Here is a 13,530-nt window from a genome sequence, read left to right as displayed (position 1 = left end):
TTTGTCTTTGTTAATATACAAATGCATGATGTATTATATAATTCCTGAAAGCAAGAGCCGAGCCACAGAAGGGTCAGCCGCGATGGCCCCCGTCCTCGTCTCCTTTGCGCAGAAACGCCCGATCACCGCATGAAAAACCCCAACTCGTCAGCGCCCTACATAGGCCGCCCTCTACCGCGCTTCGAGGATCGCCGGCTGCTTCGCGGCGCCGGGCGATACACCGATGACTTCTCTCTCGAAGGAGAGGTCTGGGCCGCATTCGTTCGCTCCCCATTCGCCGCAGCGAGGATCAACGCAATCGACACCACGGAGGCCAAGGCCCTGCCGGGTGTGCTCGCCGTCCTGACCGGACAGGACTATCTGGCCCAGGGCGGCCAGCCGATGCATCACATTCCCGAGCCGGCCGATGCGAGGGATCACACCAAACGCGCGTTCTCGGGCTATGGCCACAGCGTAATCGACGTGCCGCATCTGCCGATGCCGGTCGATCAGGCGCAGTATCTGGGCGAACCGCTTGTGATGGTCGTGGCAAACAGCCAGAGCATCGCGCTGGACGCCTGTGAACTGGTGGACCTCGATCTGGAAGAACTGCCGTTTGTGATTGACGCGGCAGAGGCCCTTGCCGCAGACGCGCCCGTTGTCGATCCAGCCATTCCGGGCAACCTCGCCGTTGCCGCCGCCTTCGGAAATCGCGAGGCGGTCGAGACCGCCTTTGAAAACGCCGCCCATGTCGTCGAGGGCCGCTTTCCCAACCAGCGCATCGTCAATGCCCAGATGGAGCCTCGCTCGGCCATCGTCACTTACGATCGGGAAAGCGCAAAGTTCCACATGATCGCCGGCAGTCAGGGCGCAAACCGCCAGCGCGACACGCTCGCGGCCTGTCTGGGCGTTCCGCCAGCGGACGTCAGGGTGACATGCCCGGATACCGGCGGCGGCTTCGGGCCGCGCACAAACCTGTCGCCCGAGCAGCCCATGCTGGCCATCGCCGCGCGTCTTCTCGGGCGCCCCGTGCGTTGGACTTCAACGCGCTCGGAGGCATTCCTGTCGGACTATCAGGGCCGCGACATGGCGGTGGCGGCGCGCATGGCGCTCGATGCAGAGGGCCGGATTCTGGCCTACGATGCGACGATCACCGGCAATGTCGGTGGACGCACGGTGGGTTTCATCTCGATGGGCAACGCCTTTCGCGTTCTCACGACGGTGTACCATGTGCCTCATGCCCACGTGGCGATCGAGGGCGTGATGACCAATACCACGCCGACAGCCCCCTATCGCGGCGCCGGTCGGCCAGAGGCCCATCTGGCCATCGAAAGCCTGCTGGACCGCGCGGCGCGTGCGCTCGCTCTGGACCGCGACGAAATTCGCCGCCGGAACATCGTCCGCCCAGAACAGATGCCGTATCACTCTCCGATGGGGCTGGATTACGACAGCGGCGACTTCTCCGGCAACATGGAGCGCGCGCTCACCGGGGCCGACTGGTCTGGTTTCGAGGACCGGCGCGCAGCCGCCCGGGCGCGCGGGAAACTGGCCGGTATCGGCATCGCCAATTATGTCGAATCACCGGTGGGCATGCCCCACGAACGTATCGACCTCACGGTGAACCCCGAGGGTACGGTCGAAGTGATCACCGGCACCCAATCGACCGGGCAAGGGCACCAAACCAGCTTTGCCCAGGTCATGGCCGACTGTCTTGGCGTCACGCCCGAGGACATCCGGCTGATCGCGGGCGATACCGCACGGGTCATCTCGGGCGGCGGCTCGCATTCGGACCGTTCCATGCGTCTGGCCGGGACGCTGATGCGCGAAGCCTCCGACAGCGTGATCGCACAGGCCCGGGAAGTGCTCGCACATCTGTTCGGTCTGCCGGCAGAGCGCGTCGCCTTCACCGATGGGCTCTTCGATCCGGGCCAGGGCAACCAGCGCCTGTCGGTCTTCGAAGTCGCCGCGATGTGTGATGACCCCTCGCTGCCCGACGCTCTTCGCAAACCGCTTGCGGCGACGGCCACCTTCACCGGGCGCATGCCCGCCCATCCGACCGGCGCCGCGGTTTGCGAGGTCGAGATCGACCCGGAAACCGGTGAACTTGAGATCACCCGCTACACGACCGTCGACGATGTCGGTCAGCCGATCAATCCGTTGATCCTCGACGGACAAACCCATGGCGGGATTGTCCAGGGACTCGGTCAGGCGCTGTCGGAAGCGATGCGCAGCGATCCGACCACCGGCCAAGTGCTCAGCGGCGCCTTCATGGACTACGCGATGATGCGGGCGTCAGATGTTCCGTTCTTCGGCGTCGATCTGGTGGAAGACCCCACCTCGTCCAACCCCCTGCGTATCAAAGGCGGAGGCGAAAGCGGCATCACCCCGGCGCTGGCGGTGACGATGAATGCCGTGCTCGACGCCCTTGCGCCGGAAAGCGTGACAGAACTGGAAATGCCCGCCTCCCCCGGCCGCATATGGCAGGCGATACAAGACGCACGACAATCCCTTAAGGAAAAGACTCAATGACCCAACCGAGCATTCTGACCGAACTGGCCGAAGACAACGCATGGGTCATCACCATCGACAACCCCGAGGCGGGCGGCACCCTTTCGCTTGCGATGACGCAGGACCTCGCCCGCGCCTGTCAGGACGTGCCGGCGGAGGCCAAGTTCGTCTTGCTGACGAGCAACGGTGACGACTTCTGTGTCGGGCGGCAATCGCCCATGCCCCCGGCCGACAGCCGCATCACGGCCGCCGACATCCGCGCAAAGGTGTCCCACCCGGTGCTGCAATTCTACGCCACGTTGCGCAACCTCGATCTGCCAGTCATTTCCACCGTGCAGGGCAAGGCGCTTGGCGTCGGCTGCGCGGTGGCCGGGCTGGCCGATGTCATCCTTGCCCGCGAGGACGCCATCTTTCAAATCCCGGAAATGAACCGCGATATCCCGCCGCTGCTGGTGATGACCGCCCTGAGCGAGCGGCTGTCCCGGGCCAGCCTCGCAAGGCTGGTGCTGTCGCGCGCCGAAATCGGCGCTGCGGAGGCGGTGCGGATCGGCCTGGCCTCTCAGGTTGTGGCCGCCTCGGATTGGGAGAGCGAAATCGCCGTCTGGCGGGCGGGGTTTGCCGATAACTCCCGCACCTCCCTCTCCACGATCAAGCGCTTCCTCAACAGCGCCCCGGAACTCGGCTTCGGCCCGCTCTGCGACTACGCCGCCACGGCCAACGCGGCGGCGATGTCCGAACGCTACCTGCCGAAGTGATCGGGGCGCTCCGCCTCAGCCGATCCTGAGAACCGGCTTCAGGACCGAGCCGTCGTGAATCGCCGCAAAGGCGGCGTCGATGTCACCGAAATCGAAGAACTCGATCAGCCGGTCGAAAGGGAAACGGCCTCGGGCGAACAGGTCGGTCAGAAACGGGATGAACAGGTGCGGGTTGCTGTTGCCCTCGACGATCCCGACGACCTTGCGACCTTGCAGCATCCTGAGCATCGGCACGCCGAGGTCCGACCCGTCAGCCGTTCCGGACACGAAGCCGAAGGTGCCGCGGTGCGCCAGAATGGCCATCGCTTCGCGCATCAGCGGGGCGACCCCGGTGGTGTCGAGCACGCGGTCGACCCCGCGCGGCAGGATCGACATGATCTGCGCGCGCGCCTCCCCTTCGGAGGTGTCGATCACATGGCTCGCACCCAGCTCCCGGGCCAGCTCCAGCCGCGCCGCCACGCGGTCAACGGCGATGATCGGCCAGGCCCCGGCGTGATGCGCGGCCATGATGGCGCTCAGACCGACGCTGCCCGTGCCGAAGACCGCAAAGCTCGTCTCCGGACCGACGCTCAGATCGTTCAGCGCCGCGCCCGCACCGGTCTGGATCCCGCAGCCCAGTGGGCCAAGAAGCTCCAGCGGCACGTCCTTGCGCACGGGGATCACGTTCCGCTCGGTGCCGATGGCGTAAGTGGCAAAGGACGACTGGCCAAAGAAGTCACCGTGAATCGGACCCTCCTCGCCTTGCAGGTACGGCACGCCGCCGTCCGGGCGGGCGCAGCCGAAGTTGATCGGCATCTGCCGGTCGCAATAGGCCGGTTCCGCATCGCGGCAACAGGGGCAGGTGCCGCAGGACGCAAAGGTCATCACCACGTGATCGCCGGGCACGACCTGTGTCACCGCCGACCCGACGGCATCGACCACACCGGCGCCCTCATGGCCCAGCACAACGGGCCGGTTCTGGACCAGCCGCGTCGAGGCCGCGCATTTCAGATCGGTGTGGCACACACCGGTCGCCATGATGCGCACGCGCACTTCGTGGGGCAATGGGTCGCTCATCTCGACCTGCTGCAGGGTGATCTTCCCGCTCTCGGCCAGAACCGCTGCCTTGATTTTCATGCTGTCGTCTCCAATTTCTCGGCGGGAGCGGCCCGGACGGTCATCAATACATCGAGGATACCGACGCCCTCAGGGTACAGCGCCAGCGGGTTGATTTCGATCCCGGCAATCCGGTCGTCTTCCGCCAGGATGTGCCCCAACCGCGAGACCACACCCGCGGCGGCGGCTATGTCCAGCGCTGGCATGCCGCGTGCGCCGGTCAGCAATGCGGCGCCTTTCAAAGCGCGGATCTCCTCTTCGATCCGGGCCACATCGACACCGGCTGGCATCATTCGCATATCGCCCATGACCTCTGCCCAGATACCGCCCATGCCGACCACCAGAACACCGCCCCAAAGCGGATCGCGCCGCGCGGCGACGATCAGTTCGGCCCCCGCCGGTCCGGACTGCCGCTCGATCAACACGCCTTCCAGCGCAACCTCCGGCGCGTACCCGTAGACGCTTGCGATGATCCGGCCATAGGCCTGCGAGACCGACTGCGGCGAGCCAAGGTTCAAAGCGACGCCGCCCGCATCGCTCTTGTGGGGAAGAGCACCGCTCTGCGCCTTGGCCACCACAGGATACCCCAGTGTCTCAGCTGCTTCGGCGGCGGCTTGTGCGCTGTTCACCACCCGTCCGGCGGGCACATCGAGACCATTGGCGGCCAGAAGCGCCTTGCCGGTACATTCGGAAAGCGCGACCACGTCGGCCTCGCCAATCGGATGGACTGCAAGCGGTGCGGGCGTTGTACTCCTGCGATCTGCCAGACGGCGAAACGCTCTCAGTGCCCGTTCCGGCGAGCGCATGAACGGCACACCACTGGCCGCGATGTCTTCGAGGAACTCGTCGGGCATCGGGTGTTCGTCGCCGACCACGATGTAGACGACCGGCTTCTCGGACTTCGACATGACCGGGCGCAGCGTGTTCCATTTGTTCATGATCTGCGCGGGCGAGCCGCCGACAACCGCAACCACAACCGCATCTATCGACGGATCGTCCAGAAGCGCCGCGGTCGTATCGCCAAACAGGCTCGGCTGTTTCATCCCCTGCGCCGTGATGTCGAGCGGGTTGTCCAGCGTCGCAAAGTCGGGAAGCACCGCTGCGAGGGCCTGGATCGTCTCCGGGGCGAGGCGCGGCAGATCGAGCCCCAGCGCATGGCAAAAGTCCAGCGTGAAGCCGCGCACGGCGCCAGAGTTCGACATGATCCCAACGCCCGAGACCTGCGCCTGAGGATAGCGGGCGACGATTGCGGCAAGGTCGAACATCTCGTCGAAACCTTCCGCCAGAATGACCCCGTGCTCGCGCGCGAAGCATTCCATCACCGCATGATCCCCGGCGACCGCGCCGGTATGGGTCAGCGCCGCTTCCATCGAACGGGCGCTCTTGCCCGGATGCATGAGCAGCAGCGGCTTGCCCAACGCCATGGCGCGGCGGGCGGCGTCGAGGAAAAGGCGAGGTTTCTTGATCTGCTCGACACAGACAACGAGCTGCGTCACGGCGGGATCGTCCACCAGCACATCCAGAATTTCCTCCGAAGAGGTCACGGCCTCGTTGCCGGTAGAGACCGACATGGCCACAGGCACATGGCGCGCCAAAAGGCCGATGCGCAGGTTCCCGGCCATCGCACCGCTCTGGGTGACGATGGCCGCACCCTTGGTGGGCCGCTCCGATACCGGCAGCGGCTCGAAGGTGGCCGGAACGCCGAGCAGGAAGTTCGCAAAGCCAAGGCAGTTCGGCCCGAGAAGCGCCATGTTCGCCGCCTCTGCGATCCCGACGATCTCCTCCTGCATCGCCCGGCCTGCCTCCCCCGTCTCGGCGAACCCAGCCGAGAAGACGATGGCCCCGCGCACCTTGCGGCGCGCGCAGGCGCGCAGGGAGTCAGCGATGGCCTCCGACGGCACGATCAGCGCGACAAGGTCGATCCCCTCCGGCAGATCGTCGATAGACGGCACGCAGGCGATGCCGTCGATCTCTGTCTGGGAGCGGCTGACAAGGTGCAGCGCGCCGTCGTAGGCAAAAGCCTTGAAGTTTGCCAGAATGTTCCCGCCAAGCGAAAGCGGCTTGGGTGAGGCGCCGACAATGGCCACGGATTGCGGCCGAAGAAGGCGGGCCAGAGCAGCCGAGGTGTCAGCCATCGGTCAGGCGCCGCGCCACATGGTGGCAAGGTGGATTGCTGCTGTCATTGTCAGTATCCCTGATGCATTGTGGGTTTAATTCTGGAGCTTAGGAACCGCACGTATGGCCAAATCCGACCCCCGCCCGACCGACCGCAACGTCCTGCGACCGCGCACGCTCTATCTGCTTTACATCACCGCGAATTCGGTCCGGTCGGAGCTGGAGCAAGCGCTGCGACCGTTCAAGCTTACCGGCATTCAATACTCGGTGCTGAGCATGGTCGACGAAAACGACCCGATGTCTTCGGCAGAGATCGCGCGGCGGTTCTACGTGACGCCGCAAACCATGAACGAGACGATCATCTCCCTCGAACGGCGCGACCTGCTGGCACGCGTGCCCGATCCGGCCAACATGCGCGTGCGTCTCGTCGTGCTCGGCGATGCCGGGCGCACTCTTCTGGAAGAATGCGCCCCACTGGTGGACCGTATCGAGACCGACGCCTTCTCGATGCTCGGCGACGAGGATCTGACCACGCTCCGGCGTCTTGTGTTGGAAGTCTGGCAATCCCGCCACGAGTCCTGACCCCCCTCAGCTCACACTGACGGTCTTGGTCACAAGGTAGGGGTCCATGCCTTCGATCCCGCCTTCGCTGCCATAACCGCTCTGCTTCACACCGCCGAAGGGCGTTTCGGGCATGGAGATGAAGGTGTTGTTGATACCGAGCATCCCGGCCTCGACCTCATCGCTGAGGCGGGCGGCGGTGTGGGTCGATCCGGTGAAGGCGTAAGAGGCAAGCCCGAACGGCAAGCGATTTGCCTGCGTGATTGCATCGTCCAACGAAGCGACACGGGTGATTGTGGCAACCGGGCCAAAGGGTTCTTCGTTCATGATCCGCGCGGCGTCGGGCACATCGGTCAGCACGGTCGGCTGAAAGAAGTACCCCGCGTTGCCGATCCGCTCTCCGCCGGTCGCAAGCTTTGCGCCCTGATCGACGGCCTCATGCACCAGAGTTTCGACAGCAGGCACCCGGCGGTCATGCGCCAGCGGCCCCATCTCGCTCTTCGGGTCCATGCCGTCCGCCGTGACCAGCGCCTGGGTGGCCTTGGTGAAGCTGTCGGCAAAGCTGTCGTGGACACGGTCATGCACAAAGAACCGGGTCGGCGCGATGCAGATCTGTCCGGCGTTGCGGAACTTGGCCTGCATCATCGTCTTGACCGCAAGATCGACGTCGGCGTCTTCACAGACCAGCACCGGCGCATGGCCACCCAGTTCCATGGTGCAGCGCTTGACGCCCGCCTTCGCGGCCATGGCCGCCAGCTGCGCGCCAACGGCGGTGGAACCGGTGAAGGTGATCTTGCGGATGACGGGATGGTTGATCAGCTGCTCGGACACCTCGCCGGGAATGCCGTGAACGATGTTCAGCACACCGGAGGGAAGCCCGGCATCCTCGAAGGCGCGCGCGATCTCGTTCACGGAGACCGGGGTTTCTTCAGCCGGTTTCATCACCATCGTGCACCCGACCGCGAGCGCCGAACCGATCTTCCGGGCCGGGATGATCAGCGGAAAGTTCCACGGCGTGAAGGCGGCCACGGGGCCGACCGGCTGGCGCAGCACCGACCACTGATGTCCCGGCACCGAGGCCGGCACGATGCGCCCGTAGGTCCGGCGGCCCTCGTCCGCGCACCAGTCGAGGATTTCCGCGGCGGCCATGACCTCGATACGGGACTGGGCCAACGGCTTCCCTTGCTCAAGGGTCAAACTGAGGGCAATGCGTTCGGTCCGTTCCCGCAGCAGATCGGCGGCCTTCCGGATGATCCTTGCGCGCGCCAAAGCGGGTGTTCGGCGCCAGCCGTCGAACGCCTCGCTCGCCGCCATTGCGGCCCGGTCCACATCCTGCGTCGTCGCATGGGGCAGCTCGGCGAGCGCCTCCCCGTTCGCGGGGTTGAGCACGTCTTCCCCGCTGCGGTCCTTCGATCCAATCCATTCGCCGCCGATAAAAAGCTGCGGTTGCCCGTATTCTGCGCCACTCATGTCTATCTGTGTCCTCCCACGTCGTTCATTGCCCACGCGCCAATGTTACCCGGCCGCACAGCGGCGACCGGGTCCTGGCGCCGACCTGTCAGCCTTTTGCCGCCAACAGGGCCTTTTTCTTTTTGGTCCATGCGTCCAGCCCGGCATGGGCGCGGGTCTTCTCGGCCTCCATGTAGGAGGGCGGCTCGACCCGTGTGGTCACTTCCAGCCGCAGCCCGTTCGGGTCGAAGAAGTAGATCGAATGGATGAACTCGTGGTCGACGATATCCGTCACCTCCACGCCCGCATCGTGCAGCCGCTTGCGCATGGCCAGAACGTCTTCGATCGAGTCCATCTCCATCGCGAAGTGCATGACCCAGGCCGGCGTGTTCGGCGACGGCTTCGGCATCTCGTTTTCGCCGAGGTCGAAAAAGGCCATGTAGGAGCCGTCACCCATCTCGAAGAAGAAATGCGCATAGGGTTTCTCTTCTCCGGTGCTCGGCACCTTGTCGGCCTGCATGCAGGTCACAAGGGGAAGGCCAAGCAGGTCTTCGTAGAACTGCCGGGTCTCCTCACCGTCGCGGCAAGGAAAAGAATAGTGATACATCCCTTTGATCTTCGGAATGGACGTCATGTGTGGGTCTCCTCCGGAATCACGACACGGCTCATTCGCCAGCAGCCGCATTTCACTTTGTCTAATTCGTTTTGATATAGTGCAATCTGGATGCCGATTTGTCATACGTGTGGTATGACAGGTGACGAATGACCCGGACGGTGCCGATGACCCCACGCCCAGCCCTGCCCGCAACGACCCTCGCCCGCCTGATAGACGAGATCGGGCGCCCGGGTTTCGGGCCCTCGCTGCTTGCGGCCTGCGCCGATCTGTTCAGGGCGGACATGTGCTCTGTCTTCGTCCCCGAAGGCGCGCGACTGCGCTGCGTGCTGAGCGTCGCGGCAGACGGAAAATTCGCGGAGCAAGCCTCCAGAGCCTATGCGGAGCGCTTCGCCCGATCCGACCCCACGCTGACACGCTATCGGCTGCGCCGCCTGCAGGACAGCGCCGTCGTCAGGCTCAACGCCACCAGCATCCTGGATCGGGACTACCTTCGCCAGTGTTTCGCGGATGGAGCCGTTTGCGAAAGGCTCACGCATCTCTACTTCAAACAAGGCCTTGCCGGGCCGTTGCTGATGCTGAACCTCTATCGGCTGCGGGAAAACGGGCCGTTTCCGATGCAAGCGTCCGCCGCTCTCGATGCAAACGGTCCGGTTCTTTCGGCGGCAGCGCTCCGACATGACGCACTTTGCAACACATCGGCAGGCGCCTCGGGAACAATGCCCGATGCGCACGCGATCGCCCGACACCTCAGGGAGGCAAGCAACGGCAGCCTGACATCCCGCGAGGCCGAGGTCTGCGCCTACACCGTGCTGGGCCACAAGCAGGCAGAAATCGCGGAGCTTCTGGGCATCGCCATCACCAGCGTCGCAACCTACAGGCGCCGAAGTTACGGAAAGCTCGGTCTAGGCAGCAGTGCCGCGCTACGCGACTACTTCAACACACCGACGGCATCGCCGCTGGGATACAGGTGACGGACTTTCCTGCGCGGGTGGAAAGTGCCGGCTGCCCCCTTCGGCGCCTGACCTGTCCCCGTCGCCTCACCGCGCGTGGAAGACAAAGGACCGCATGGAGATCGAGGCGAGGTCGATGGCGTCGGTCATGAAGGTCAGGTCGTCGCGGGCGTCCGAGGCCCCGGCGATGGTCAGTGCGGGCATGTAGTGATCGACCGAAGGATGCGCCATGGGCAGCAGAGGCCCAAGCCCCTTCACGTCGCTCAGCGCGGCAAAATCGCGGTCTTCCAGCCGGTCGGCAAACAGCCTGTCGAATTCCAGCGCGAAATCGTGCGGCCGCGCCCCCTTCCCCCACTCGATGGCACCGAGGTTGTGCACCACGTTGCCCGACCCGAGGATCAGCACGCCACGGTCACGCAGCTCGGACAGGGTGCGCCCGATGTCGAGCTGATGCTCAAGACCGCGGCCCATGTCGATGGAGACCTGGAACACCGGCACATCCGCGCCGGGGTAAAGGAATTTCAGCACGGTCCACGCGCCGTGGTCCAGCCCCCATGTGTCGTCCTCTTCGGCACGGTGGCTGGCCAGCAGGGACACCACCTCGCGCGCCATCTCCGGTGCGCCGGGCGCGCTGTAGCTCTGCGCGTAGAGCGCCTGCGGGAAGCCGTAGAAATCGTGGATCGTCCTGGGCATGGCCGACACGTCCACCAGGGTGGTGCCACGGGTCATCCAATGGGCCGATACCACGAGGATCGCCTTGGGGCGGGGCAACGTGCGGCCCAGCTCGGTCCACGCCCGGCTGTAGGCCGTGTCCTCAAGGGCGTTCATCGGGCTGCCGTGGCCGAGAAAGACCACCGGCATCCGGTCAGAAGGCCCCAGCCCCCGTTTCAGGTCGTCGAGCGTTCTGGTCGCGGTCATCGTCTATCTCCTATGGCCTCTGCAACGCTGCGCCGTGGCGCGCCAAAGTCCGCCGCAGAGATTTTGCATTGCCCTCAACCTAGTGCTTGCACTTCATCCATGAAATGGCGTCATCATTGAATGACTATCTTCCATTTGTTCTGAATGAGCGGCCATGGACATCGTCGACCAACTCAAGACCTTCGTGGCCACGGCCAAGACCGGCTCCTTCACCGCCGCCGCCGATCAGCTTGGCGTCTCCAACAGGCTGACCTCGAAATACGTGGCGGAGCTTGAGAACCGTCTTGGCGTGCGTCTGCTGCAACGCACCACGCGCAAGGTCGGCCTGACCCCTGCGGGCGAAGACCTCCTCGCCCGCGCCCCGGCGCTGCTGGACGACCTCGACGCGCTTCTGGCCGAGGTCTCCGACACCTCGCGCGGGTTCACCGGCGTCGTCCGGATCTCCGCGCCTGTCACCTTTGGCGAAGTCTACGTGGCCGGGATGCTCGCCCGCTTCGCCGCCCGCAACCCGGACCTGACCTTCGACCTGCGGCTGCACGACGGCTTTGTCGATCTGGCCAGCGACGGGATCGACCTCGCCTTCCGAGTCGGCCAGTCGGACATGCGGTCGCTGAAATCCCGCAAGCTGGGAGAGATGCGCTCGGTCGCGGCGGCCGGCCCGGCCTACCTCGACGGTCACGGTGCCCCCGCCACGCCTGACGACCTGCGCCACCACGCCTGCATCCTCGACACCAATCGCCGCGCCCCGCGCCGCTGGGTGTTCCTGAAGAACGGCACGGAACAGGCGGTGGACGTACAGGGCCGGTTCCAGGTGAACTCTGCCCGCGCGGCGGCGGAACTGGCCGCATCCGGACTGGGCATCTGCTACACGCCGCGTTTCGCGGTCACGGACGCGCTGGCCACCGGTCGCCTCGTCCCGGTGCTGAAGGACTACGAAAGCACGACGATCCCGGTCAGCGCCGTCTACCTCGAAGGGCGCAGCCTGCCCCGAAAGATCCGCGCCCTGATCGACTTCGCAGTGGAAGACAGCCGCTCCGCCGCCCTGCTCTGACCGCACCACATGGAAAAGGGCGACCCCAGGGGGCCGCCCTCCGACGTCCGGGGCAAGTCGGACGTTCAGCCCAGCACGGCCTTCAGCGTGTCGCGCATGGGCGTTGTCGGGCGGCCGATCAGGCGGCTCAGGTCACGGGACTGCGTAGCCAGCGCCCCCTGCCCCGCCTTCGCGTCGCTGTCGGCCAGAATACCGGCGAAGCCCTCCGGCAGGCCCGCGCCCACCAGCGCCGCCTTGTAGCCCGCTTCATCCATGTCGACATAGGCCACGTCCTTGCCGGACACCTCGCTCAGCAGCGCCGCGTATTCGGTCAGGGAAAAGTCGCTGTCGCCGCCCAGTTCGTAGACCGCTCCGGCGTGGCCCTCGCCCGCCAGCACGACCGCCGCGGCCTCCGCATAGTCCTGCCGCGAGGCGGTGGAAAAACGCCCCGCGCCCGCGGCCCCGAAGTGCTGGCCCATGTCCACGGCCTGCGGCGCGGTCCCGGCGATGTTCTCCGAATACCAGCCGTTGCGCAGCAGCGCGTGGGGAATGCCGCTGTCGCGCAGCAGCGCCTCGGTCTGCAGATGTTCCTCGGCCAGCGCCATGCCGCCGGTCTCGGCGTTCAGGATCGATGTATAGGCAATGAAGCCCACGCCCGCCGCTTTCGCCGCGTCGATCACGTTGCGGTGCTGCGCCGTGCGCTTGCCGACCTCGGAAGACGAGATCAGCAGCAGCCGGTCCACCCCGTCGAAGGCCGCGCGCAGCGACTCCGGGTCTTCGTAGTCGGCCTGCCGCGTGGCGATGCCCTTCGCCGCGAATGCCTCACGCGCCGCGTCCGAGCGCACCAATGCGATGATGTCGCCGGCAGGCACCAGCGTGGCAAGGTGATCCACCACCTTCTGCCCCAACTGCCCCGACGCTCCGGTCACCAGGTACTTCGTCATGATCTTTCCTTTCGGGTATGGAATCGGATACAGGTCTCAGTTAGAGACTTACTCCGCGTCCCGAAAGGAGGCAGTTTTTCGGGACAAGGTAACAGAAAGGGAACCCCGCCATGGAAGCGACCCCCACCAATCGGATGAAGGACTGGAAGGCGCAGGCGTCCGATCTGTCGCAATGCCCGGTGCGGCAAGTGCTCGACCACGTGTCCGCAAAGTGGCCGGTGCTGATCCTGATGGAGCTTGAGCAGGGTCCGGTCCGCTTCAACGCCCTGCTGCGCGCCCTGCCCGACATTTCCAAACGGATGCTGACCCAGTCGCTGCGCAACCTCGAACGCGACGGGATCGTGCGGCGCGAGGTCTTCGACACCAAGCCGCCCAGCGTCTGCTACAGCCTGACCGAGCTTGGAGAGGGTTTCCTGCCGCACCTGCTGGCGATGGTCGACTGGGCCGAAAAGGGCATGCCCCACATCGCCGCCGCCCGCGCCGCCTTCGACCGCGCCTGACCGTCAGACCGCCCGGCGCCCGTCAATCCATCGGCCGGGCGATCTACCTCGACGTGTTCCTCGTCAACATGGACGTGCGCGCGACAAATTAATTGACAAATTTTGTCGAC

General features: G+C 65.3%; 12 protein-coding genes. 6 read left to right on the top strand and 6 right to left on the bottom strand.

Annotated features, from left to right (window positions below; genetic code table 11):
- Nucleotides 1-129: 129 nt before the first annotated feature.
- Nucleotides 130-2,508 carry a xanthine dehydrogenase family protein molybdopterin-binding subunit gene (locus ABFK29_RS21605; protein WP_005859425.1) on the top strand — a complete coding sequence of 793 codons (2,379 nt, stop codon included), beginning with the start codon at nt 130-132 and terminating at the stop codon, nt 2,506-2,508.
- Nucleotides 2,505-3,242, top strand: a complete 738-nt coding sequence (locus tag ABFK29_RS21600) for an enoyl-CoA hydratase/isomerase family protein (protein ID WP_005859426.1) — start codon at nt 2,505-2,507, stop codon at nt 3,240-3,242. Before ABFK29_RS21605 ends, ABFK29_RS21600 begins: the two co-directional genes overlap by 4 nt.
- A gap of 15 nt (nt 3,243-3,257) precedes the next feature.
- Here the strand turns inward: ABFK29_RS21600 and ABFK29_RS21595 are convergent, their stop codons facing one another.
- Nucleotides 3,258-4,358 (bottom strand): NAD(P)-dependent alcohol dehydrogenase, encoded by a 1,101-nt coding sequence (locus ABFK29_RS21595; protein WP_005859429.1) that lies wholly within the window; start codon nt 4,356-4,358, stop codon nt 3,258-3,260.
- A complete protein-coding gene (locus tag ABFK29_RS21590; RefSeq protein WP_005859431.1) occupies nt 4,355-6,472 on the bottom strand; it encodes an acetate--CoA ligase family protein in 2,118 nt (705 codons plus the stop codon). The genes ABFK29_RS21595 and ABFK29_RS21590 overlap by 4 nt, the downstream gene beginning before the upstream one ends.
- 103 nt (nt 6,473-6,575) lie before the next feature.
- Between ABFK29_RS21590 and ABFK29_RS21585 the strand changes: the two genes are divergently transcribed.
- Nucleotides 6,576-7,034 carry a MarR family winged helix-turn-helix transcriptional regulator gene (locus ABFK29_RS21585; protein ID WP_005859433.1) on the top strand — a complete coding sequence of 153 codons (459 nt, stop codon included), beginning with the start codon at nt 6,576-6,578 and terminating at the stop codon, nt 7,032-7,034.
- Nucleotides 7,035-7,040: 6 nt separating this feature from the next.
- On the opposite strand, the gene ABFK29_RS21580 is transcribed toward ABFK29_RS21585, so the two are convergent.
- Nucleotides 7,041-8,483: an NAD-dependent succinate-semialdehyde dehydrogenase gene (locus ABFK29_RS21580; protein WP_005859436.1), complete on the bottom strand. Its 1,443-nt coding sequence runs from the start codon at nt 8,481-8,483 to the stop codon at nt 7,041-7,043.
- 88 nt (nt 8,484-8,571) lie between these two features.
- Complete coding sequence (locus ABFK29_RS21575) at nt 8,572-9,096, bottom strand: VOC family protein (RefSeq protein WP_005859438.1); 525 nt, start codon at nt 9,094-9,096, stop codon at nt 8,572-8,574.
- Nucleotides 9,097-9,242: 146 nt separating this feature from the next.
- Between ABFK29_RS21575 and ABFK29_RS21570 the strand changes: the two genes are divergently transcribed.
- Nucleotides 9,243-10,049, top strand: coding sequence for a helix-turn-helix transcriptional regulator (locus ABFK29_RS21570; protein ID WP_157136495.1), 807 nt, complete (start codon nt 9,243-9,245; stop codon nt 10,047-10,049).
- 66 nt (nt 10,050-10,115) lie between these two features.
- On the opposite strand, the gene ygiD is transcribed toward ABFK29_RS21570, so the two are convergent.
- Nucleotides 10,116-10,946: a 4,5-DOPA dioxygenase extradiol gene (ygiD, locus tag ABFK29_RS21565; RefSeq protein WP_005859442.1), complete on the bottom strand. Its 831-nt coding sequence runs from the start codon at nt 10,944-10,946 to the stop codon at nt 10,116-10,118.
- 154 nt (nt 10,947-11,100) lie between these two features.
- Between ygiD and ABFK29_RS21560 the strand changes: the two genes are divergently transcribed.
- The gene (locus ABFK29_RS21560; RefSeq protein ID WP_005859443.1) at nt 11,101-11,997 is read left to right on the top strand and encodes a LysR family transcriptional regulator; all 897 of its coding nucleotides are present in this window, start codon (nt 11,101-11,103) and stop codon (nt 11,995-11,997) included.
- Between the two features lie 65 nt (nt 11,998-12,062).
- Here ABFK29_RS21560 and ABFK29_RS21555 read toward each other — a convergent pair whose 3' ends face one another.
- Nucleotides 12,063-12,920: an SDR family oxidoreductase gene (locus tag ABFK29_RS21555; RefSeq protein WP_005859445.1), complete on the bottom strand. Its 858-nt coding sequence runs from the start codon at nt 12,918-12,920 to the stop codon at nt 12,063-12,065.
- 110 nt (nt 12,921-13,030) lie between these two features.
- Here ABFK29_RS21555 and ABFK29_RS21550 point away from each other — a divergent pair, with 110 nt between their 5' ends.
- Nucleotides 13,031-13,420, top strand: a complete 390-nt coding sequence (locus tag ABFK29_RS21550; RefSeq protein ID WP_005859447.1) for a winged helix-turn-helix transcriptional regulator — start codon at nt 13,031-13,033, stop codon at nt 13,418-13,420.
- The last annotated feature ends 110 nt before the right edge of the window (nt 13,421-13,530 follow it).

Source organism: Sagittula stellata E-37 (genome assembly GCF_039724765.1).
GTDB classification, from domain to species: domain Bacteria; phylum Pseudomonadota; class Alphaproteobacteria; order Rhodobacterales; family Rhodobacteraceae; genus Sagittula; species Sagittula stellata.
This window is presented reverse-complemented; position numbering and strand designations above follow the sequence as displayed.

Excerpts from the sequence above, each read along its gene's own strand:
- ABFK29_RS21605 (WP_005859425.1), top strand. The coding sequence starts at position 130 with ATGAAAAACCCCAACTCGTCAGCGCCCTACATAGGCCGCCCTCTACCG.
- ABFK29_RS21600 (WP_005859426.1), top strand. The coding sequence starts at position 2,505 with ATGACCCAACCGAGCATTCTGACCGAACTGGCCGAAGACAACGCATGG.
- ABFK29_RS21595 (WP_005859429.1), bottom strand. The coding sequence starts at position 4,358 with ATGAAAATCAAGGCAGCGGTTCTGGCCGAGAGCGGGAAGATCACCCTG.
- ABFK29_RS21590 (WP_005859431.1), bottom strand. The coding sequence starts at position 6,472 with ATGGCTGACACCTCGGCTGCTCTGGCCCGCCTTCTTCGGCCGCAATCC.
- ABFK29_RS21585 (WP_005859433.1), top strand. The coding sequence starts at position 6,576 with ATGGCCAAATCCGACCCCCGCCCGACCGACCGCAACGTCCTGCGACCG.
- ABFK29_RS21580 (WP_005859436.1), bottom strand. The coding sequence starts at position 8,483 with ATGAGTGGCGCAGAATACGGGCAACCGCAGCTTTTTATCGGCGGCGAA.
- ABFK29_RS21575 (WP_005859438.1), bottom strand. The coding sequence starts at position 9,096 with ATGACGTCCATTCCGAAGATCAAAGGGATGTATCACTATTCTTTTCCT.
- ABFK29_RS21570 (WP_157136495.1), top strand. The coding sequence starts at position 9,243 with ATGACCCCACGCCCAGCCCTGCCCGCAACGACCCTCGCCCGCCTGATA.
- ygiD (WP_005859442.1), bottom strand. The coding sequence starts at position 10,946 with ATGACCGCGACCAGAACGCTCGACGACCTGAAACGGGGGCTGGGGCCT.
- ABFK29_RS21560 (WP_005859443.1), top strand. The coding sequence starts at position 11,101 with ATGGACATCGTCGACCAACTCAAGACCTTCGTGGCCACGGCCAAGACC.
- ABFK29_RS21555 (WP_005859445.1), bottom strand. The coding sequence starts at position 12,920 with ATGACGAAGTACCTGGTGACCGGAGCGTCGGGGCAGTTGGGGCAGAAG.
- ABFK29_RS21550 (WP_005859447.1), top strand. The coding sequence starts at position 13,031 with ATGGAAGCGACCCCCACCAATCGGATGAAGGACTGGAAGGCGCAGGCG.